Source organism: Actinocorallia sp. A-T 12471 (assembly GCF_033875155.1).
Classification (GTDB): domain Bacteria; phylum Actinomycetota; class Actinomycetes; order Streptosporangiales; family Streptosporangiaceae; genus Actinocorallia.
This window is the reverse complement of record NZ_JAWZTE010000026.1, coordinates 1-20,316: the sequence shown is the minus strand read 5'-3', so window position 1 is coordinate 20,316 and position 20,316 is coordinate 1. Positions and strand designations below refer to the sequence as shown.

The following is a 20,316-nucleotide window of genomic DNA, read 5'->3' as shown; positions in this document are numbered from 1 at the left end:
GTCGTCGCCGCAGGACGAGGCGGCCTTGGCGAACAGGACGAACGCGGCGAACGCGCGGACCGCGCCGAGCGACACCGGCTGGCCCGGCGCGTACTGCGCGAACAGGTCGATGAGCTGCTGGGTGGCGGGGCTGCTCGACGCGCTCTCCAGCGGGTGGACGCCGCCGAGGTCGGCGAGGTTGTTCTGGAAGCCGATGGCCTTGCCGCCGAGCTGGAGGAACGCCGGGCCGTAGGAGTAGGCGTTGGCGTCGATCCAGTCGAGCTTGTAGTCGAGGTTCGTCAGCGCGAGCTCGAGCTTCACCAGGTCGGTGAAGTTGCCGTAGAAGACGAGGCCCTTGATGTTCTTGCTCTTGATGGCCTGCGCGTAGGGCGTCCAGTCGGCGATGCCCGCCGGCGGGTAGGTGTCGCTGTAGGCGAACTTGCCGCCCGCCCACTCGACGGTCTCCTTGACCTGCTCGACCAGCACCTTGGTCACCGGCGAGTCGCCGACGATGCTGCCGACCGCGCCCGCGGAGTCGGGGTACGCCTCCTTGAGCAGCCAGGTGAAGTACCCGGCGTAGCGGCTGTAGGACGCGCCGCCCCACGGGGAGACCTGGAGGTCGGAGCCGGTGTTCTCGACCTGGGTGGTGGTCGCGGGGAACGCCGGGAGGACGCAGGTCAGCCGGTCCTTGACGCCGAGGCCGTCGAGCGCGGACGCGCCGCCGACGAGGAAGAAGTCCTCGCGGCAGGCTTCCAGCATGCGCTGGCGGACCTCGGTGAGCTTGGAGTCACGGGTCTGCGAGACAAGCTTGCGGCCGTTGACGCCGCCCGCGGCGTTGCACCACGAGGTGAAGACCTTGGCGGCGTCGGGGTAGTCGGGCCGCTTGTCGAAGCCCTGGTCGGTGAAGGTCCCGACCTGGATCTCGTCGGCGGTGACGCCCTGGGCGGAGGCGGACTTGGCGTCGCCGGGGCCGCACAGGCCCTTGAGCGTGCCGAAGTCCGCCGCGCCGGCCGACGCGGGCGGCGGGGTGTCCTCCGTGCCGCCTGAGCCGTCGCGGCCGCAGCCGCTCACGACGAGGACGAGGGCGGCGAGTGCCGCCAGTGCTCTGTGGTGTCTCACGGGGTTGCTCCTCGAAGAATGTGGCCCCCGAATCGGCGTCCGCGCTAACTATGCGAACGCTCACTCACCACAAGATGGCGGGCCCGGGGAACCCGCGTCAAGACTCGGAAGCTTGCAGTTTCAGCACGTCACCTCGCGACGTCTTCGCAGGTCAAAGCCCAAAAAGGGCATGCGGCGGACGGGGCGCGGCACCGCTCCTCGTGCCCTGCCCCGTCCGCCTCTCACCGCCCGCCGAAGCCGGGTCGCCGTGGTCCGCACGCCGCCGACCCGGCCCGACGGGCCGTCCTCACTTGATCTTGGTCTTCATCTCCTCGAGGCGGACGAGGATCGGGTAGCCGCTGACGGACAGCGCGTTGCCGTGGCCGGTCTGGTGCACGTCGAACACCGACTGGATCGCGGCGTAGAAGCCCTGGACATCGAGGGTCTGGTTGACCGCCCGCTTGGCCTGGCGGAGGCCGAACGGGGGCATCTCGGCGATCTGGGCGGCGAGCGCGCGGGTCTCGGCGTCGAGGTCGGCGCGGGGGACCACGCGGGTGACCATGCCGACCTTCGCCGCCTCGTCGGCGGTAAGGGGGCGGCCGGTGAACAGGATCTCCTTGGCCTTGCGCGCGCCAAGCTCCCAGGTGTGCCCGTGGTACTCCACTCCCCCGATGCCCATCGTCACGACGGGGTCGGAGAACAGGGCGTCGTCGGCGGCGATGATGAGGTCGCACGGCCAGCACAGCAGCAGGCCGCCCGCGATACAGCGGCCCTGGACCGCCGCGATCGTCGGCTTGGGGATGTTCCGCCAGCGCAGCGAGTATTCGAGGTAGCGGCGGGCCTCTGCGGCGTAGATCCAGTCGAGGGTGATCTTCTCGGGGGCCGGTGTGCCGCTGCGGAGGTCGTGGCCCGCTGAAAAGTGCTTGCCTTCGGCGCGCAGGATGATGACGGTGACGTCCTCGTCGGACGCGGCCTGGGTGAAGGCGGCGTCGAGTTCGTCCAGGAACTGCATGTTCTGGGCGTTCGCCGCTTCCGGCCGGTTCAGGGTGATCGTGGCGATCTTGTCGGCGGACGCGTAGTCGATGTAGGGCATGTTGGGGGGCTCCTCAGGCTCGGGGGAGGCCGAGCACCCGCTCGGCGATGATCGTCCGCTGGATCTCCGACGTGCCGCCCGCGATCGTGCCGCCGAAGCTGCGCGCGTAGCGCTCGAACCAGCCCGCGGTGAACACGTCGAGGTGCAGCGGGGCGTGCGGCGCGGTCGGGGTCGGGTACAGGCCCGCGACGCCCTGGGCGTCGAGGATGCGTTCCAGGGCCTTCTGGGCGGCCTCGGAACCGAACACCTTCAGCACCGACAGCCCGGCCACGTCACGCTCTCCGCGCGCGGCCCTGGCGAGGGCGGCGGAGCCCATGAGGCGCAGCGCCTGGGCGTCCATGAGGAGGGTCGCGTACCAGTCGCGGTCGAGGGGGGTCTCGGGGGTGAAGTCGCGGATCTCCTCCTCCAGGCGGGCGGCGAAGCTCAGCCACAGGAGGTTCCGCTCGTGGCCGAGCGAGCCGTTGGCGACCCGCCAGCCGTCGTTCAGGGGGCCGACCAAGTTCTCCTTGGGCACCCGGACGTCGGTGAAGAAGACCTCGTTGAAGTCGAGGTCGTCACGGCCCGCGATCGAGCCGAACGGACGCCGCGCGACGCCTTCGAGATCGGTCGGGATCAGCAGCACGCTGATGCCCTTGTGCTTGGGCGCGTCCGGATCGGTGCGGACGAAGGCGAGGATGACGTCGGCGTCGTGCGCGCCGGACGTCCACACCTTCTGGCCGTTCACCACGAACTCGTCACCGTCCAGGACCGCGCGGGTCCGCAACCCCGCGAGGTCAGAACCCGCGCCCGGCTCGCTCATCCCCAACGCCGCCGTGATCTCCGCGCGCAGGATCGGCACTGCCCAGCGCCGCTTCTGCTCCGCCGACCCGAACGACAGCAGCGACGCCGCCACGATCCCCAGGCCCTGCGGGTTGAAGCTGTGGTACATCCGCCGTCTGGCCAGCTCCTCGAGGTGCACGTACTGCTCGATGATCCCGGCGTTGCGGCCGCCGAACTCGGGCGGGTTGCCGGGCAGCAGCCAGCCCTCGTCGAACAGCAGCCGCTGCCAGCGCCGCGCCCACTCCGGCACGTGCGCGCTCGACCGCGACCGCTCGGCGGCCTCGGCCTCGGTGGGCGCGTGCGCGTCGAGGAACGCCGCGAACTCGGCGCGGAACGCCTCGACTCCCGCGTCGAATGTCAGCCGCACAGGTACTCCTCAACGATGAGCGCCCGGTGCTCGGCCGCGCCGCCGAGCAGCAGCTCGCCGGACTTGGCGCGCTTGAGCGCGAACTGGAGGTCGTTCTCCCACGTGTAGCCCATGGCCCCGAACAGCTGGAAGCCGTGCCGGAACACGAGCCCCTGGCACTCCCCCGCCGCGGCCTTGGCCATCGAGGCCGCGTAGCCGGGACGGTCGCCGTCCGCCGCGATGACGAGCGCCGCGTAGTAGGCCAGTGCCCTGGCGCGCTCGATCGCGACGTGCATGTCGGCCGCCTTGTGCTTGACGGCCTGGAACGAGCCGACCGGGACGCCGAACTGCTGCCTCGTCTTCACGTGGTCGAGCACGAGGTCGAGGACGCGTTGGCAGGCCCCGACCATGGTCAGCGCGATCCCGGTGACGGCGAGCGGCCTGACCTCGTCCGCGCCCACCGAGCCGCGCTCGGCCTCGGTGACGCGCACGCCGTCGAAGGTGACCTCGGCGACGTGCAGCAGCGGATCGAAGACCGGCGTCGGCACGACGGTCACCCGGTCGGCGGGGACGGCGAAGACCCCCGCGCCGGTGACGACGGCGAACCGTTCGGCGCGGTCGCCGTCGAGGACGTGCCGGGCCGTGCCGCTGAGCAGCCAGCCGTCGCCGTCCGGGACCGCGCCGACCCCCTCGAACGCCGCGGTCCCTGACCGTCCTGGCGCGGTGTCGGGGAAGAACGGGACGAACTGCGTCATCGTCGCCAGGTACGGCGTCGGGTCGACCGCGCGGCCCAGCTCCTCGAGCAGGATCGCCAGCTCGACGGTCTCACCGCGCTCACCCAGCTCGGTCCACCCGTGCCTGACGTAGGCCGCCCAGACGGGCGCGGGATCGACCCCGCCGTCCACCACACTCCGCACCAGCGACGGCGGGCACTCCTTGGCGACGGCCTCGCGGACGGTCGCCTGCCAGAACCGCTGGTCCTCGTCGAACTCGAAGTTCACGACGGCACCCGCCGTGTCCCGGCCCGGAAGGGCACTGTGCGCTTCACGCTCTCTCCTTAACGTTGGTCTGTCAGGCGGGCCGCGCCGCGTCGCGCAGGACGTCCTTGGTGACCTTGCCCGCCGCGTTGCGCGGCAGTTCGGGCAGGAAGACGACGTCGCGCGGCACCTTGTATCCGGCCATCCGCTCGCGGCTCCACGCCAGGAGCCCCGCGACGGTGACGGGCGCGCGCGCCACCACGAACGCCACGCCGACCTGCCCGAGCCGCGCGTCCGGCACCCCGACGACGGCGGCCTCGGCGACCGCGGGGTGTTCCATCAGGAACCCCTCGATCTCGGCCGGGTAGGCGTTGAAGCCGCCGACGAGGAACATGTCCTTCTTGCGGCCCTTGACGAGCAGGCGTCCCGCGGCGTCGAACGCGCCGAGGTCGCCGGTGCGCAGCCAGCCGTCGGGGCCGATCGCCTCGGCGGTCGCCGCGGGGTCGTCAAGGTAGCCGCGCATCACCGAGTAGCCGCGCACGAGGATCTCGCCGTCGGCGGCCAGCCGGACCTCCATCCCGTCGCACGGGGCGCCGACGGTCCCTGCGACGTCCTCGAACGCGTCGCCGGGCCGTGACGCGGTGACCGTCCCGGCCTCGGTGAGCCCGTAGGCGGTGGTGATCGAGGTGAACGGCAGGTCGGCGCGCATCCTGCGGACGAGGTCGGCCGGGATGTCGGCCGCGCCGGTCGCCGCGACCCGCAGCGACGACACGTCGCGGCCGCCGCGCGTGGTCCGGTCTCCGGGTGCGGCGAGCAGCCCGTGGTAGACGGCCGGAGGGCCGGGCAGCACGGTGACCCGCTCGGTCTCCACGAGTTCGAGCACCCGGTCCACGTCGAAGACCGGCACGGGCAGGATCGTGCAGCCCTTGAGCAGTGACGCGACGCAGCCCGCCTTGTACCCGAAGGTGTGGAAGAACGGGCTGACGACCAGGTACCTGTCTCCCTCGCGCAGGCCGACGAGGTCGCCCCACGAGCCGTACTTGCGCAGCGTCTGGGCGTGGTCCATGAGGACGCCCTTCGGCCGCCCGGTCGTGCCGGAGGTGAAGACGATGTCGGCGACGTCGTCCGGGCGCACCGCGCGCTCGAACGGCCGTCCGTCATCGAGGAACCCCGACCCGAGGTCAACGACCCGGACGCCGGGCGGGGCCGGGTAGTCCCTGCCGAGGAAGCCGCCCCGCACGAGCAGCAGCCGCGCCCCGCCCCGGACGACGACGTCGGCGGCCTCCTCGGCCCTGAACCGTGTGTTCACCGGGACCAGCACCCCGCCGGCCGTCAGCAGCCCGAAGGCCGCGACGATCCACTCGACGGAGTTCGGCGCCCAGATCGCCACCCGGTCGCCCCTGCCCACCCCCGCGGACGCGAACGCGCCCGCGGCCACACGGACCCGGGTCGCCAGATCGCCGAAGCCGAGCCGCGTGGGGCCGTCCACGACCGCTTCGGCGTCACCGAAGCGGTCAGCGGCGGCGAGCACCATCTCGGGAATGGTGGCGGGGGTCACGCCGAGATCAGCCTCGCCAGGTTGCCGCCCATGATGAGGGCCTTGTGCTCCTCGCTGAGGCCGGCGAGCTCGTCCACGTAGGTGATCGGGTCGGCGAGGCCCTCGGGGTGCGGGTAGTCCGAGCCGAACAGGACGCGCTCGACGCCGATGAGCTCGGCGAGCTTGCCCATGTCGTCCTCCCAGAACGGGGAGATGTGGATGCAGCGCTTCACCGCGACGACGGGGTCCTCGCTGAACGCGTCGGGCATCTTCTTGTAGATGCTGGCGAGCTGGTCGAGCAGCGGGCCGACCCACACCGAGCCGTTCTCGATGACGGCGATCTTCAGGTCGGGGTGGCGGGACAGCGCGCCGTGGCAGGCGAGCGCCGCGACGGCGTCCTGGATGGGCCGCCACTCGAAGACCTGCCGGAACGCGTTCGGCACGAACGGCAGCATCTCCTGGTCGACGCCCTGCCAGTCGGCGACGTACCGGCTGTAGCCGGAGTCCGACGAGTGCAGCGCGACGAGCACGCCGTGGTGGACGACCCGCTCCCAGAACGGGTCGAACTCCGGCAGGCCGAACGAGCGCGAGTGCCGGTAGCCGGGCACCGGGGCCGGGCGGACGAGGATCGCGCGCGCGCCGTTCGCGACCGCCCAGTCAAGCTCCTCGATGGCCTTCTCGACGATCGGGAGGCTGATGACGGGGGTGGTGAAGATGCGGTCCTTGTAGTTGAACGACCAGGTCTCCAGCAGCCACTCGTTGAGCGCGTGGATGACCGCGTGGATCATGTCGGGGTCGTCGCGCATGCGCTCCTCGATGAGGCTCGCCAGCGTCGGGAACATCAGGGTCTGGGAGATGCCCAGCTCGTCCATCAGCTCGAGGCGCGGCGCGGGCTCGCGGAACGCGGGGATCGACTTCATCGGCTTGCCGAAGATCTCCCTGCGGCTCTTGCCCTCGGGGTTGCCGACGCGGAAGTAGTCCTCCATCGCGCCGGGCCGCGCCACGACCTCGAAGGTCGGGTTCGGGATGTACTCGCTGATGTGGCCGCGGACGGCGATCTTCGTCCTGCCGTCCACCTGCACGTACTTGATCGTGCCCTTGTACTTCTCCGGCAGGTACTTGGTCAGCGCCTCCTCGGTCTCGTACAGGTGGTTGTCGGCGTCGAACAGCGGATACGGCAGTTCACGCGAAGGCATGGGGTGCTCCTCTACCGGGTGGGACGGTCATTTTGGATATGATGTTCTCATGAACGAGAACAACATATCCAGTTCTGGAGAATGAGATATGTCGGGAGAGTCCTCCGTGCGCGCGCACGGACTCGGGCTGACGGTCCTGCCGCGCGAGCGCGCCGACGCCGTCGTCCTGTACCTGCACGGCGACCGGAGCCTGGCCGGCGCGCCGGAACCCGGGCTCGCGTTCGCCGAGGACCTCGCGGCGCGCACCGGGGCCGAGGTGTTCTGCGCCGGGTACCGGCCGCATTTCCCCGAGGCGCTGCACGACGCGCGCGCCGCGTTCGAGCACTGCCGGACGCGCGGACCCGTCGCACTCGCGGGACGGCTTGAGGGGGCGGGCCTCGCCGCCGCGCTGCTGCTCGCGCTGCGCGACGAGGGCGCGCCGGGCCCGTCCTGCGCGGTGCTGCTGACCGCCCTGCTCGACCTGCGCCTCGACGCGCAGAGCCTGCTGCTCAACGCCGCGACCGACGCCGCGTTCGACCTCGCGGACCTGCGCGCCCGCGCGCTCGCCTACGCGGCGGGGACCCCGCTGGGCGACCCGCTGCTGAGCCCCCTGCTCGGCAACCTCCACGGGCTGCCTCCGGTGCAGCTCCAGACCGCGGGCACCGACCCGCTGCTGGACGACTCGATCCGCTTCGCGGGCCGGGCCGCGCGCTCCGGCGTCGACGTGCATCTGCGCGTCAGGGCCGGGGCCGAGGCGCTGCACGCGGGCCTCGCCCCTTCCGCCGCGGCGTTCCTCACCGCCTGGGGCGCGCGGCGTGCCTGAGCGCGCGGCGGCGCGGACGGCGTCGGCCCGCCGGTCCGCGCCCCGCGCGCTCATGTGACGGCACCCGCCGTCTTCAGCTCGATCAGGCGCTCCCAGCTGAGGCCGAGTTCCAGCAGCACCTCGTCGGTCTGCGCCGCGAACTCCGGCGCGGGACCCGAAGCGGGGCTCGCCACGTCGAACTGGACGGGGCTCGCCGCCAGCTTCAGCTCCCCGGTGTCCACGAGGTAGTCGTTCGCGGTCACCTGGCCGTCGGAGACGACCTGGAGCGAGTCCTGGACGGGGGCCCACGGGCCGGAGAGCGTCGCGAACCGCTCGGACCACTCCGCGAGCGTCCTCGTCGCGACGACCTCGCGCAGGATCTCCACGGCCTGGCCGGTGTTGGCCGCGATGTCCGCGCCCGTCGCGAAGCGCGGGTCGTCGATGAGGTCGGGACGGTCGATGTGGCGGCACACGTCGGCCCAGAACTTCGCGGCCTGGAGCATCACCAGCGACAGGTAGCGGCCGTCGGCCGTGCGGTACAGGCCCGTCAACGGGTTCACCGGGGAGCCGTGCGCGCCGGACTTCGGCGCGACCATCGGCTCGCCCAGGTGCGCCGACAGGGCGACGCCGTGGCCGAGCGCCCACACGCCGCTGCCCAGCAGGGACACGTCCACCACCGACGGCTCGCCGGTCCGGCCCAGCTTCACCAGGGCCGCGGCGATCCCACCGGCGAGGTTCGTGCCGGAGATGGTGTCGCCGTAGGCGGGTCCCGGAGGGCTGATCATGCCCTCGACGTCCGGCGGGGTGAGGCTCGCGGCGGTCCCGGCGCGCGCCCAGAAGGCCGTCATGTCGTAGCCGCCGCGTTCGGCCTCCTGTCCGCGCGGGCCTAGCGCGCTTCCCCGGGCGTAGATGATCTTCGGGTTGACCGCGCGGATGTCGGCGACGTCGATGCCGAACTTCGCGCGCGCCCCGGGCAGAAAGCTGGTGAGGAACACGTCGGAGCGGCGCGCGAGCTCGTGCAGCACCTCGCGGCCCTCCGGGTTGCCCATGTCAACGCCGATGCTGCGTTTGCCCCGGTTGGCGTGCGCGAAGTTCGGGTTCGGGTCGCCCTCGACGCGCATCGTGCCGGTCTGGCGCAGCCCGCGCTGCGGGTCGCCGTGCACCGCGTGCTCGACCTTGACGACGTCGGCGCCCCAGTCGGCGAGCACCCCGCCCGCCGACGGGACGAACCCGTACATCGCCACCTCAAGGACCCGGACGCCCTCCAGCGGCCGGCTCATCCGACGACCGCCGCGAAGACCTTGCTCTCCAGGAACTCCTCGAACCCGGGAACACCGCCCTCCCGGCCGATGCCCGACTGCTTGTAGCCGCCGAAGGACGCGTCGCCGCCGAAGTAGTAGCCGCCGTTGACGCTCAGCGTCCCGCTGCGGATGCGCCTGGCGACGGCGATGGCCCTGTCGTTGTCCGCGCCGAACACCGCGCCGGACAGCCCGTAGATCGAGTCGTTGGCGATGCGGACCGCCTCGTCCTCGCCGTCGTAGGCGATGACCACGAGGACCGGCCCGAAGACCTCCTCCTGCGCGATCTCGCTGTCGGGCGCGACGTCGGTCAGCAGGGTCGGCTTGTAGTACCAGCCGGGGTCGACCTTCTCGCCGCCGGTGACCAGGGTCGCGCCCGCCGCGACGGCCCGCTCGACGAGGCCGTGCACCTTGTCGCGCTGCCGCTCGCTGATGAGCGGGCCCATGTAGGTGCCGGGGTCGTTGGGGTCGCCGTAGTTGATGCCCTGCAGGAACGTCGACGCCTGCGCGACGAACGCGTCGTGGTGCTCGCGCGGCACGAGCACCCGTGAGGTGATCGCGCAGCCCTGACCGGCGTGGCTGCAGATCATGAACGCCGACGCCATCGCGCACAGGCCGAGGTCGGCGTCGTCAAGGACGATCATCGCGGACTTGCCGCCGAGCTCGAGGAACGTCCGCTTGACGGTCTTGGCGGCGGCCTCCATGATGCGGCGGCCCGTCGCGGTCGAGCCGGTGAACGTCACCATGTCCACGTCGGGGTGGGTGGTCAGGGCCTCGCCGGTGGCGGCGTCGGAGGAGGAGATGACGTTGACGACCCCGGCCGGGATGTCGGTGTGCGCGTGGATCAGCTCGCCCAGGGCCTGGGTGACCAGGGGGGTGTCCGGGGCGCCCTTGAGCACGACGGTGCAGCCCGCCGCGAGCGCGGGGGCGATCTTGGCGAGCGCGATCTGGACCGGGTAGTTGTACGGGGTGATCGCGGCGACGACGCCCGCCGCCTCCTTCTCGACCCAGCGGCGGTGCTTGCGGCCGCGCGTCTCGATGACGCCGAGCTCCTCGGTGAGCGGGTACGTCCCGAGCAGGTCGGCGTAGTACGCGACGATCTCGATCGGCTCTTCCAGCTGGGTCGCGTGCGTGATCATCCGGGGCGCGCCGGCCTCGGCGATGATCAGTTCGCGCAGTTCCTCCTTGTTGTCGTGCAGCGCCTGGTGCAGCTGGCGCAGGCAGCGGACGCGCAGGTCGGGGTCGGTCGCCCAGTCCGTCGTGTCGAAGGCCCGGCGCGCGGCGGCGATGGCCGCCTCGGCTTCGGCGACCGTCGCGTCGGGGGCTTCGCCGACCACTTGGCCGGTTGCGGGGTTCGTTGACGAGAATGACGTTCTCGCTTCGATCAGCTGCCCGTCGATGAGCAGCTTAGCCCGTCTTTGCGTGGATGACACCGGTCCTCCTCGTGGTGAGTGGCAACCATTTAATGAAGTGAGCGAGCACTCATCAAGACTGGTTTTCCGATGTTCTTGAGAGTATGGTTCTCCCAATCGGAATCGGGCTTCTTTCGAGACGAAAATCTCAGATCTCGGGAGCGAACGCCCGGCCCGGCCCCACCTCCGCCCCCGGAACAAGGAGCCACCCCATGGGACGCGTTGACGGAAAGGTCGCCTTCATCACCGGTGCCGCCCGCGGCCAGGGCCGCAGCCACGCGGTCCGGCTCGCGCAGGAAGGCGCCGACATCATCGCGGTCGACCTGTGCCAGGACTACGAGACAGTCGACTACCCGATGTCCACCCCCGACGACCTCAAGGAGACCGCGCGCCTTGTCGAGGAGCTCGGCCGCCGCGTCGTCACCGTCCAGGCCGACGTCCGCGAGGCCGCCCAGGTGCGCGGCGCGCTTGAGCAGGGCATCGCCGAGTTCGGCAAGGTCGACGTGGTCGTCGCCCAGGCCGGCATCGCGCCCCTGCACGGCAACCCGCCGCTGCAGGCGTGGAGCGACGTCGTCAACGTCAACCTGCTCGGCTCGATCAACGCCGTCCAGGCCGCGCTGCCGCACCTCGCCGAGGGCGCGTCGGTGATCACCGTCGCGTCGGCGGCCGCGCTCATGTCGCAGGGCATGGTGCAGAACCCCGGCAGCAACCCCGGCGGCAGCGGCTACGCGTGGGCCAAGCGCATCCTGGCCGACTACACCCACGAGCTCGCCCGCCAGCTCGCGCCCCGCTCCATCCGGGCCAACGTCGTGCACCCCACGAACGTCAACACCCAGATGCTGCAGAGCAAGCCGATGTACAAGTCGTTCCGGCCCGACCTGGAGAACCCGACCCGCGAGGACGCCGAGCGCGCCTTCTACGTCCAGCAGGCGATGCCCGTCCCGTACATCGAGCCGGTCGACATCAGCAACGCGATCCTGTTCCTCGCGTCCGACGAGGCGCGCTTCGTCACCGGCATGCAGCTGCGCGTCGACGCGGGCGGCTACCTCAAGTGGCACGACTTCCACGTCTAGGCCGACTCCGGAAGAACCACCAAGGAACAGGCGGAAGGAGACAGTGACGTGAAGGTCAGCGTCGATCAGACACGCTGCCAGGGCCACACGCTGTGCGCGATGAAGGCCCCCGACATCTTCGAGCTGGACGACGTGGACGGCCACTCCACCCCGGTCAGCCCCGACGTGCCCGCCGGGGAGGAGAAGAACGTGCTCAGCGCGGTCCGCTCCTGCCCCGAGCAGGCCATCACCGTGGAGGACGCCACGTGAGCGCCGAGGAGACCACCGGAAGCGACGGGCGCAAGCGCGTCACGTTCCACTTCGACAGGCACGAGCCCGGCTACCGCGAGCGGTTCGAGGACATCACCCACGAGATGCACGCCAAGTGCCCGATCGCGTGGACCGAGACCCACGGCGGCCACTGGGTCGCCGCCGGGAACCGCGAGGTGTTCGAGCTGGCCGCGCGGTCGGCCGAGTACCTGTCGAACGACCACGACGTGAAGAACCAGCGGCGCGGCTACAAGGGCATCTCGATCCCGTCGCCGCCGCGCGCCCGCGACAGCCGGGGCGGCTTCCTGGAGATGGACCCGCCCGAGCAGCGGCACTACCGGCAGGCGCTGAACCCGTACCTGTCCCCCGCGGCGATCAACCGCTGGATTCCGTGGCTCGACGAGCTCGTCCGGGCCTGCATCGACGAGAAGATCGAGTCGGGCTCCATCGACTTCGTGGAGGACCTCGCCAACATCGTCCCCGCGGTCTTCACGCTCGCGATGCTCGGCATCCCGATCAAGGACTGGACGATCTACTGCGAGCCCGCGCACGCCGTCATCTACACGCCGCTCACCTCGCCCGACATCATGCGGGTCGGCGGGCTGCACATGGAGATGCAGGCGGAGATCGCGCGGCAGCTCGCCGAGGTGCGCGCGAACCCGCGGCCCGGCCTGATCAACGCGCTGGTCAACGCCGACGTCCTCGGCGAGAAGCAGCCCGACGACGAGATCCGCGGCGTGCTCGGCCTGCTCATCGGCGGCGGCTTCGACACCACCACCGCGCTCACCGCGCACGCCATCGAGTGGCTGTCGGAGAACCCCGAGGAGCGCGCGCGGCTCAGCCGTGAGCGCGCCGAACTGCTCGACTCGGCCACCGAGGAGTTCCTGCGCTACTACACCCCCGCCGTGGGCGACGGGCGCACGATCTCGGCCGACTGCGCGGTCGCCGGCGTCGAGTTCAAGGAGGGTGAACGCCTCTGGCTGTCGTGGGCGATGGCCAACCGCGACCCCGCGGTGTTCGCCGACCCCGACCAGATCGACATGGGCCGCGAGGGCAACCGGCACGCCAGCTTCGGCCTCGGCATCCACCGGTGCATCGGCTCCAACGTCGCGCGGACCGTCTTCAAGCGGATGCTGCTCGCGGTCCTCGACCGGATGCCGGACTACGTCTGCGACCCCGAGGGGGCCGTGCACTACGAGACGATCTCGGTCATCAACGGCATGCGGTTCCTGCCCGCGACGTTCACCCCGGGCAAGCGGCTCGGACCCGGCCTCGCCGAGACCCTGGAGATCCTCCAGAAAGCCTGTGACGAGCAGCGGCTCGCCGAGCCCGTCACGGTGCGCAAGGCGGCGGCCGCCCTCACCCCGGAGGGCGGCGCGAAGTAACCGGACACCGGACGGCGTGTCCATGGGGTGGCGCGCCGTCCGGCGCTCTCCTGCCCGGCCCACGCGGTGGCACCGCGTGGGCCGGGCTTTTCGGCTTTCCCGCTCTCCCATACGGCCCCGCGGCGTCCGCGGGGCCTTATGTTCGGAGCACGTACGCGGAGTAACCTGGAGATCATCGGTGGGACGCCTGCCGGACCAAGGCGGCCTCACGCGTACTAGGATGTAAGTATGTGCCCACTCACCTCCCCCGTCGGCGGAGGACTGGTCACCGGGAGACACGCATGAGCACCAGGCCGGTCGAGTCCTCAGCCGCGGTCGAGTCCGAAGCCGATCCGCAGGTCGAACCGCCTGTGGAGCCGTCGGACGAGGCGCGGCCCGTCGCGGAGAAGCGGCCGCGCAGACGGCTCACCGCCGCCGCGCGCAAGAGCTCGATCCTCGCCGCCGCGCGTCGGGCGTTCATCGAGACCGGCGACATGAACGGTACGACGATCAAGCTGATCGCCGAGCACAGCGGCATCAGCGAGGGCGTGATCTACCGGCACTTCGAGAGCAAGGAACAGCTGTTCTTCGAGGCCGTCGTGGAACCGCTCAAGCAGGCGGTGGACGATCTCGTCGCGGCGACCGAGGCGATCGACAGGGAACAGCCGCTCACCCCCGAGCGGCAGTTGCGCACGATGACGGGCCTGTACCGGCAGCTGATCTCGACGCTCGAGGAGATCCTTCCGCTGCTCGGCCTCGTCCTGTTCGGCGACCCGCAGGTGGCGCGGCGCTTCTACCAGGAGAACCTGACCGTCGCGATGGACAGGCTCGCCGAGGCATGGCGTGAGGTCGAGGACCGCTACGGCTACCCGTTCGAGTCCCCCGACATCTCCGCGCGGGCCGTCATGGGCATCGCCCTGGTCCTGGCGCTGGAGAGCCACCACGGCAAGGGCTTCGACCGGCACCGTGCCGTCTCGCTGATCAGCGAGGGCACCGTCAAGGGGTTCTTCCCGCAGCTTGAGCCGACCCGCCGCCGCCAGTGACCCCGTGAACGCCGAGAGGGCGGGACGCGCTCGCCGCGTCCCGCCCTCTTTGCGTGTTCCTAGGGTGCGGGGACCTCGAGGACGAGCGCGGAGGCCATGCCGCCGCCCGCGCACATGGCGGCGACCGCTATGCCGCCGCCCCTGCGCCGGGTCTCGTGGATGAGGGTGAGGACCATCCGGGTGCCGGTCATCGCGACAGGGTGGCCGAGGCTGCACCCGCTGCCGAGGACGTTGACTGACTCCTCGGGCAGGCCCAGCGCGTGCGTCGTGGCGACGGCGACCGACGCGAACGCCTCGTTCACCTCCCAGAGCTTGACGTCGGAGGCGCTGAGGCCCGCCCGGTCGAGCGCCTTGGGGATCGCGAGGATCGGCGCGAGGCCGGTCTCGGCGGGCGGGACGCCGACCGACGCCCACGCGCGCACGACCGCGAGGGGCTCCCGGCCTTCGGCCTCGGCGAGCGCCCTATCGGCGACGACGACCGCCGCGGCCCCGTCGTTGACGCCCGCGGAGTTGCCCGCGGTGATGGAGAAGCCCTCGATCTCCGGATGCAGCGGCTTCAGTGACGCGAGCTTCTCCAGGGTCGAGGTGCGTCTCGGGTGCTCGTCAACGGCGAAGGTGAAGGTCGTGCCGTCGCGGCGGGTGACGTCGAGCGGGACGATCTCGGCGGCGAACGCGCCCGCGTCGATCCCGGCGACGGCGCGCTCGTGCGAGCGGACCGCCCAGGCGTCCATGGCGGCGCGGGAGATCCCGGCCTTGACCGCGGTGTTCCAGCCGACGGTGATGGTCATGTCGCGGATGGGCGCGTCGGGGGTCTCGCGGTGGCTGGGGGCCAGCCAGTCCTCGGTCCACTCGTCGGTGCCTGGCACGCGCCGGCTCACCTTCGGCATCGTGGACGACGACTGGACGCCGCCCGCCACCACCACCCGGTCCATGCCCGCGATGACCGACGCGGCGGCGGTCTGCAGCGTCGCCAGGCCCGACGCGCAGTGCCGGTTGTGCGCGAGTCCCGGCGCGTTGACCAGGCCCGCCTCGATCGCGGCGTATCTGCCGATAGCGCCGCCGCCGTACAGGGACTCGCCGAGGACGACGTCGTCGAACAGCTCGGGTGGGAGGCCCGAGCGGGACACCGCCTCGCTGACCGCCTTGGTCGCCAGGTCCATGGCGTCGACGTCGACCAGGGAGCCCCGGAACGCCGTACCGATCGCCGTCCGCGCGCCCGCGACGATCACCGCTTCACGGCCCATGTCACGCTCCTCGTCTCACCGCCGTGGCGGGGTTGATTAAGTAAGTGAGTATTCTCTTATGACTGCTCGGATAGTAACTTCGGGGCATGGCGACAGCAAGGGTCAACGGACTGACGGTCGGCTACGAGGTGATCGGCGAGCGGGGACGGCCCTGGGTGCTCACCCCCGGGGGCCGCGACGCGCGGGACACCCCGGGACTCCGCGAGACCGCCCGCACGCTCGCCGAACGCGGTAACCGGGTCCTGGTCTGGGACCGGCCGAACACCGGTGAGTCGGACGTGTGCTTCACCGGCGAGTCCGAGTCGGCGATGCAGGCCGACGTGCTCGCGGGGCTGCTGCGTCAGCTCGGGCTCGCGCCCGCCGTCATCGCGGGCGGCTCGGGAGGTTCGCGGGTGTCGCTGCTCGCCGCGTCACGACACCCGGACGTCGCGTCGGCGCTCGCGCTGTGGTGGATCAGCGGCGGCGTGTACGGGCTGCTTTCGGTCGGGATGCACTACTGCGGCGAGTCCATCAGGGCCGCATGGGAGGGCGGCATGGCCGCCGTCGCCGACCTTCCCGCATGGGCCGAGGTGATCGCGCGCAACCCGGGCAACCGCGACCGCTTCCTCGCGCAGCACCCCGCCGAGTTCATCGCGGTGCTCGAACGATGGCTCACGGTCTACTGCCCGAATCCCAACGAGCCGGTCCCCGGCCTGACGACCGACCGCGCCAGCACACTCGACATCCCCGCCCTCGTCCTGCGCAGCGGAACCGCCGACATCCACCACCGGCGCGAAACCTCCGAAATACTCGCACGCCTCCTACCCGCCGCCCAACTCGCCGAGCCACCCTGGGGCGACGCCGAATGGCCCGAACGCCAGTCCGCCCGCACCTCAGGCACAGCCCCCGGCCTCTTCATCCGCTGGCCCCTCCTCACCCCCACCCTCCACAAGTGGGCAACATCCGCCCTACCCACCTACAAGGAAGCCTGACGAAGAACAACCCGCCGCATCTTCGCGCACTGACCAAGTCATACGACAGCGACCCGTCCTACGACATGCGGGGGCGACGGCACCGAGCACACGTCCACCTCGATCAGAAGTCCCTGCCGTGGATCAGGGACGCCGTGCGGGGCGCTCGGCTCCAAACCCGCCCGACGCGCTGTCCCCACACACGCACGGCATCTGCCGTAGCGGTCCGACCGGCCCGCCCACCGCGACCCGGTGTTCGCGACGCCGTCGACGCGAATGTGGCGTGAGCTTGCACAGCCCCACACAATCCTCGTGTTCGCCCCGACCTACCACCCGAACGCGTTCCCCGCCGAGGTCGCGGCCGCCCTCATCGACCACCCGAACATCGCCGACCCCGTCGTCTTCGACCTCCCCGACCCCACCTGGGGCACCCGCGCCCCCTAACCCCACCCGGACCTCCCGGGCAGACGAACTTCCCAAGCGCACGGACCTCCCGACACACGTCCCGAGCACGCGAACCTCCCAGGCGCGCGAACCTCCCGGGCCCACGGACGTCCCGGGCGCGCGGACCTCCCGGGCGCGCGGACCTCCCGAGCACGCGAACCTCCCGGGCCCACGGACGTCCCGAGCACGCGAACCTCCCGGGCCCACGGACCTCCCGAGCACGCGGACCTCCCGAGCACGCGGACCTCCCGAGCACGCGGACCCCCGGGCGCACGGACCTCCCGGGTTCACGGGGCTCCCGGGCTTTGGGGGCTTGGGGGACTACATATTTCCCCGCAGTCCCGAAGGGACTGCGGGGAAAAAGGGGTTAGGCGGGGGTTATTAGGCGGCCGGGGAGGGCTGGGGTCAGGGTGTCGTGGTTGATGAGGGGTTCGCCGTTGACGAGGGTGTGGAGGTAGCCGCGGGCTCGTTGGGTGAAGCGCGGGGCGTTGAGGGGGAAGTCCTCGAGCATGACGGGGGTGTGGAGCTCTAGGGACGCCAGGTCGATGACGTTGATGTCGGCGTAGGAACCGGGGGTGAGGGTGCCTCGGTCGGGGATGCCCCAGAGGGAGGCGGCGTCCTTGGTGAGTTTGCGGATCGCCGGGCCGACGTCGAGGAGGCCGCGGTCGCGGACCCAGTGGGTGAGGAAGTAGGTGGAGTTGCCCGCGTCCATGGTGAGGGCGACGTGCGCGCCCGCGTCGGCGACGCCGATGACCACGTCGGGGTTGGTGATCATCGTGGCGACGGCGTCGAGGTCCTGGTTGAGGACGGGGTAGTAGAGGAGGCCGACGCCGTCGGTCTCGCGGAGGTAGGCGAGGAACGCGGCGGGCGGGGTGAGGCCCCTGCGGGCGGCCTCGGCGGCGAGGCTGTTGCCGGGGCTGACGTCGTACGCGGCGGTGCCGGGCGGCAGCAGGTAGATCTTCGCCGGGTCCTTCGGCGCGAGCGGCCCCTTGAGGTCGGCCGGCCGCGACGCCTCCTCCACGAGACGCTCACGCAACGCCGCGTCGTCCAGCGCGCTAAGACGCTCGCCGATAGGCAACGCCATCAACGCCGCCCACGAAGGCAGCGCGTCGTACGGCGTCCTGCTGACGAGCCCGTACACGATCGCGCTGCCGCGCACCGCCGTCATCGGGCGCAGGTCCGCGCCGCGCGAGCGCGCGGCGGCGGTGGCGTCCATGACCCAGCTCCACAGCCCTGGCCTGCGGTCGCTCTGCATGATCGAGAACGCCAGCGGACGGCCCGACGCGCGGCTCACCTCCTCCATCCACGCCATCTCCGCGACCGAATTCGCCCGGTCCGCCCCGTCGCGTTCGCCGATGCGCGGCACCACCTGGAAGGTGCCGCGGCCGCGCGCGGCGAGGGCGTCGGCGATCGCGGCGAGCTCGGCGGGCAGCGCGTACGTGCCGGGCACGGGACGGCCGTCGGGCACGGTGTGCATGAACGTGCGCGAGGTCGAGAACCCCAGCGCGCCCGCCTCGACGGCCTCGCCGACGAGCGCGGCCATCGCGGCGAGGTCGTCGGCGGTGGCCGGGGCCTCCTCCAGGGCGCGCTCCCCCATCACGTACGTCCGCAGCGCGCAGTGCCCGACGAGCCCGCCCGCGTTGACGCCCAGCGGACGGCGGCCGAGCGCCTTGAGGTAGTCGCCGTAGCTCTCCCAGCCCCAGTCGAGCCCGGCCATGATCGTGTCGGCGGGGATGTCCTCGACCGACTCCATCATCGCCGCGAGGTACCCCTCCTGGCCGGGCCGCACGGGCGCGAAGGTGACGCCGCAGTTGCCCATGACGACCGTGGTGATCCCGTGGTAGCACGACGGGGTCGCGGCGGCGTCCCAGAACAGCTGGGCGTCGAGGTGGGTGTGCACGTCGATGAAGCCGGGGGTGACGAGCGCGCCGTCGGCGTCGATCTCGCGGCGGCCCCTGCCCAGGCCCGGGCCCACCTCGGTGACGCGGTCGCCGTCGATCGCGACGTCGGCGCGGCGGGGTGGCGTCCCCGTACCGTCGGCCACCTCGCCGCCGCGGATGACGATGTCGTGCATGGGTGTCCCCTCTCGGCTTGCCGGATAAAAAAGCGGGTACTCACTTACCCAAGCGTGCCGCACTCTGCGAGAATAAGAAAGTATTCACTCACTTTGCCCGTTCAGGCCGGTTCCGCCCGGCCTCCGGCCCTTCTCGGGAGTTCGTCAAGTGGGAACGTCAGCGGGAGCATCCGGCGGATCCATGCGGGGCCGCGTCGCGATCGTCACCGGCGCGAGCCGTGGCATCGGGCGGTACATCGCCGAGGGCCTCGCGGCCGAGGGAGCGGCCGTCGCGCTCGTCGCACGCACCGCGGCGGCCGGCGAATCGGCGCTGCCCGGGTCGTTGGAGGAGGTCATGGAGGGCATCCGGGCCAAGGGCGGCACCGTCGCCGCGGTGCGGGCCGACCTGACCAGGCCCGACGAGGTCGAGACCGTCGTCGCCCGCGCCGAGGACGCGCTCGGGCCGGTGGACACGCTGGTGAACAACGCGGGCGTCAACTTCTACGGGCCCGCGCTCGACATCCGCTCGCGCCGCTACGCCCTCATGTTCCAGATGATGGTGCACACCCCGTTCCGGCTGTGCCAGCTCGCCGTCCCCGGGATGATCGAGCGCGGGCGCGGCTGGATCCTCAACATCACCTCAAAGCAGGCCCGCCACCCGATGGGCCCGCCCTACCCCGAGTGGGCGGCCGACGGGTGCGTCCCGTACGGCATGTGCAAGGCCGCGCTCGACCGGCTCACCACGGGCCTCGCCGCCGAGGTGCACGGCACCGGCGTCAGCGTCAACGCGCTGGGCACGTCGGGCCTGGTCATGACGCCGGGCGTCGCGGTCGTCTCCCCGCACACCCCCGCGAACGCGCCCGTCGAGGACGACGACGCGATGGCCGCCGCCGCGCTCGCCCTGTGCGGCACCGACCCCGGCAGCGTCACGGGCCGCATCGCCTACAGCATGGACGTCCTGGGCCGCCCCTTCACCGAGGGCCCATGGTCCCTGTCCGCGACGTTCTGACCCCACCCCACCCACCCACCCGCAGGAGGAACCATGAAGGCGGTCGTCGATCCCGACCGGTGCCAGGGCCACGCCCGCTGCTGGGAGATCTCCCCCGAGGTCTTCACCCTCGACGCCGAGGGCCACGCCCACCCCCTCACCGAAGAGGTCCCCACCGACCTCACCCCGGCCGCCCACCGCGCCCAACGCAACTGCCCCGAACGCGCAATAACCCTAACCTGACCCCAAACCCCCAGGCCCGGCGTCCCTTCGGGACGCCGGGCCTAACCTCCTGCCCCCGCTCCCCCAACGCCGCGCACCCGCGCACCCGCGCACCCGCGCACCCGCGCACCCGCGCACCCGCGCACCCGC

19 protein-coding genes are annotated in these 20,316 nt (G+C 71.5%); 9 read left to right on the top strand and 10 right to left on the bottom strand.

Annotation, left to right across the window (positions count from 1 at the left end; all coding sequences use genetic code 11):
- The 6 genes from R9X44_RS35555 to R9X44_RS35530 all read right to left on the bottom strand — a co-directional run.
- Positions 1-1,098: ABC transporter substrate-binding protein (locus R9X44_RS35555; protein WP_319818795.1), on the bottom strand; the 1,098-nt coding region annotated here is incomplete at its 3' end.
- 286 nt (positions 1,099-1,384) lie between these two features.
- On the bottom strand, positions 1,385-2,170 hold the full coding sequence (locus tag R9X44_RS35550; protein ID WP_319818794.1) for an enoyl-CoA hydratase: 786 nt from the start codon (positions 2,168-2,170) through the stop codon (positions 1,385-1,387).
- Positions 2,171-2,183: 13 nt separating this feature from the next.
- A complete protein-coding gene (locus R9X44_RS35545; RefSeq protein WP_319818793.1) occupies positions 2,184-3,356 on the bottom strand; it encodes an acyl-CoA dehydrogenase family protein in 1,173 nt (390 codons plus the stop codon).
- Complete coding sequence (locus R9X44_RS35540; protein ID WP_319818792.1) at positions 3,347-4,336, bottom strand: acyl-CoA dehydrogenase family protein; 990 nt, start codon at positions 4,334-4,336, stop codon at positions 3,347-3,349. Before R9X44_RS35540 ends, R9X44_RS35545 begins: the two co-directional genes overlap by 10 nt.
- Before the next feature lie 70 nt (positions 4,337-4,406).
- Positions 4,407-5,870: a FadD3 family acyl-CoA ligase gene (locus R9X44_RS35535; protein ID WP_319818791.1), complete on the bottom strand. Its 1,464-nt coding sequence runs from the start codon at positions 5,868-5,870 to the stop codon at positions 4,407-4,409.
- Positions 5,867-7,045, bottom strand: a complete 1,179-nt coding sequence (locus tag R9X44_RS35530; RefSeq protein WP_319818790.1) for an amidohydrolase family protein — start codon at positions 7,043-7,045, stop codon at positions 5,867-5,869. Before R9X44_RS35530 ends, R9X44_RS35535 begins: the two co-directional genes overlap by 4 nt.
- Before the next feature lie 88 nt (positions 7,046-7,133).
- Between R9X44_RS35530 and R9X44_RS35525 the strand changes: the two genes are divergently transcribed.
- Positions 7,134-7,847: an alpha/beta hydrolase gene (locus tag R9X44_RS35525; RefSeq protein ID WP_319818789.1), complete on the top strand. Its 714-nt coding sequence runs from the start codon at positions 7,134-7,136 to the stop codon at positions 7,845-7,847.
- A 50-nt stretch (positions 7,848-7,897) separates the two neighbouring features.
- Here the strand turns inward: R9X44_RS35525 and R9X44_RS35520 are convergent, their stop codons facing one another.
- Both R9X44_RS35520 and R9X44_RS35515 read right to left on the bottom strand, forming a co-directional pair.
- Complete coding sequence (locus tag R9X44_RS35520) at positions 7,898-9,106, bottom strand: CoA transferase (RefSeq protein WP_319818788.1); 1,209 nt, start codon at positions 9,104-9,106, stop codon at positions 7,898-7,900.
- Positions 9,103-10,557 carry an aldehyde dehydrogenase family protein gene (locus R9X44_RS35515; RefSeq protein WP_319818787.1) on the bottom strand — a complete coding sequence of 485 codons (1,455 nt, stop codon included), beginning with the start codon at positions 10,555-10,557 and terminating at the stop codon, positions 9,103-9,105. The genes R9X44_RS35520 and R9X44_RS35515 overlap by 4 nt, the downstream gene beginning before the upstream one ends.
- A gap of 191 nt (positions 10,558-10,748) precedes the next feature.
- On the opposite strand from R9X44_RS35515, the gene R9X44_RS35510 reads away from it, so the two are divergent.
- From R9X44_RS35510 to R9X44_RS35495, 4 genes are all read left to right on the top strand, one after another.
- A complete protein-coding gene (locus tag R9X44_RS35510) occupies positions 10,749-11,609 on the top strand; it encodes a mycofactocin-coupled SDR family oxidoreductase (RefSeq protein WP_319818786.1) in 861 nt (286 codons plus the stop codon).
- Positions 11,610-11,657: 48 nt separating this feature from the next.
- Positions 11,658-11,858 carry a ferredoxin gene (locus tag R9X44_RS35505; RefSeq protein WP_319818785.1) on the top strand — a complete coding sequence of 67 codons (201 nt, stop codon included), beginning with the start codon at positions 11,658-11,660 and terminating at the stop codon, positions 11,856-11,858.
- A complete protein-coding gene (locus R9X44_RS35500; protein ID WP_319818784.1) occupies positions 11,855-13,243 on the top strand; it encodes a cytochrome P450 in 1,389 nt (462 codons plus the stop codon). Before R9X44_RS35505 ends, R9X44_RS35500 begins: the two co-directional genes overlap by 4 nt.
- A gap of 281 nt (positions 13,244-13,524) precedes the next feature.
- Positions 13,525-14,265: a helix-turn-helix domain-containing protein gene (locus tag R9X44_RS35495; RefSeq protein WP_319818783.1), complete on the top strand. Its 741-nt coding sequence runs from the start codon at positions 13,525-13,527 to the stop codon at positions 14,263-14,265.
- Positions 14,266-14,324: 59 nt separating this feature from the next.
- On the opposite strand, the gene R9X44_RS35490 is transcribed toward R9X44_RS35495, so the two are convergent.
- Positions 14,325-15,509, bottom strand: coding sequence for a thiolase family protein (locus R9X44_RS35490; protein WP_319818782.1), 1,185 nt, complete (start codon positions 15,507-15,509; stop codon positions 14,325-14,327).
- 86 nt (positions 15,510-15,595) lie between these two features.
- On the opposite strand from R9X44_RS35490, the gene R9X44_RS35485 reads away from it, so the two are divergent.
- Positions 15,596-16,480 (top strand): alpha/beta hydrolase, encoded by an 885-nt coding sequence (locus R9X44_RS35485; protein WP_319818781.1) that lies wholly within the window; start codon positions 15,596-15,598, stop codon positions 16,478-16,480.
- A gap of 291 nt (positions 16,481-16,771) precedes the next feature.
- The gene (locus tag R9X44_RS35480) at positions 16,772-16,903 is read left to right on the top strand and encodes a hypothetical protein (RefSeq protein ID WP_319818780.1); all 132 of its coding nucleotides are present in this window, start codon (positions 16,772-16,774) and stop codon (positions 16,901-16,903) included.
- A 367-nt stretch (positions 16,904-17,270) separates the two neighbouring features.
- Here R9X44_RS35480 and R9X44_RS35475 read toward each other — a convergent pair whose 3' ends face one another.
- A complete protein-coding gene (locus R9X44_RS35475) occupies positions 17,271-18,977 on the bottom strand; it encodes an N-acyl-D-amino-acid deacylase family protein (protein ID WP_319818779.1) in 1,707 nt (568 codons plus the stop codon).
- A 181-nt stretch (positions 18,978-19,158) separates the two neighbouring features.
- Between R9X44_RS35475 and R9X44_RS35470 the strand changes: the two genes are divergently transcribed.
- Positions 19,159-19,965, top strand: a complete 807-nt coding sequence (locus R9X44_RS35470) for an SDR family NAD(P)-dependent oxidoreductase (protein WP_319818778.1) — start codon at positions 19,159-19,161, stop codon at positions 19,963-19,965.
- 33 nt (positions 19,966-19,998) lie between these two features.
- A complete protein-coding gene (locus R9X44_RS35465; RefSeq protein WP_319818777.1) occupies positions 19,999-20,187 on the top strand; it encodes a ferredoxin in 189 nt (62 codons plus the stop codon).
- The last annotated feature ends 129 nt before the right edge of the window (positions 20,188-20,316 follow it).

Coding starts and splice junctions, on each gene's coding strand:
- R9X44_RS35550 (WP_319818794.1), bottom strand. CDS start 2,170: ATGCCCTACATCGACTACGCGTCCGCCGACAAGATCGCCACGATCACC.
- R9X44_RS35530 (WP_319818790.1), bottom strand. CDS start 7,045: ATGCCTTCGCGTGAACTGCCGTATCCGCTGTTCGACGCCGACAACCAC.
- R9X44_RS35525 (WP_319818789.1), top strand. CDS start 7,134: ATGTCGGGAGAGTCCTCCGTGCGCGCGCACGGACTCGGGCTGACGGTC.
- R9X44_RS35520 (WP_319818788.1), bottom strand. CDS start 9,106: ATGAGCCGGCCGCTGGAGGGCGTCCGGGTCCTTGAGGTGGCGATGTAC.
- R9X44_RS35510 (WP_319818786.1), top strand. CDS start 10,749: ATGGGACGCGTTGACGGAAAGGTCGCCTTCATCACCGGTGCCGCCCGC.
- R9X44_RS35495 (WP_319818783.1), top strand. CDS start 13,525: ATGAGCACCAGGCCGGTCGAGTCCTCAGCCGCGGTCGAGTCCGAAGCC.
- R9X44_RS35490 (WP_319818782.1), bottom strand. CDS start 15,509: ATGGGCCGTGAAGCGGTGATCGTCGCGGGCGCGCGGACGGCGATCGGT.
- R9X44_RS35485 (WP_319818781.1), top strand. CDS start 15,596: ATGGCGACAGCAAGGGTCAACGGACTGACGGTCGGCTACGAGGTGATC.
- R9X44_RS35475 (WP_319818779.1), bottom strand. CDS start 18,977: ATGCACGACATCGTCATCCGCGGCGGCGAGGTGGCCGACGGTACGGGG.
- R9X44_RS35470 (WP_319818778.1), top strand. CDS start 19,159: ATGCGGGGCCGCGTCGCGATCGTCACCGGCGCGAGCCGTGGCATCGGG.
- R9X44_RS35465 (WP_319818777.1), top strand. CDS start 19,999: ATGAAGGCGGTCGTCGATCCCGACCGGTGCCAGGGCCACGCCCGCTGC.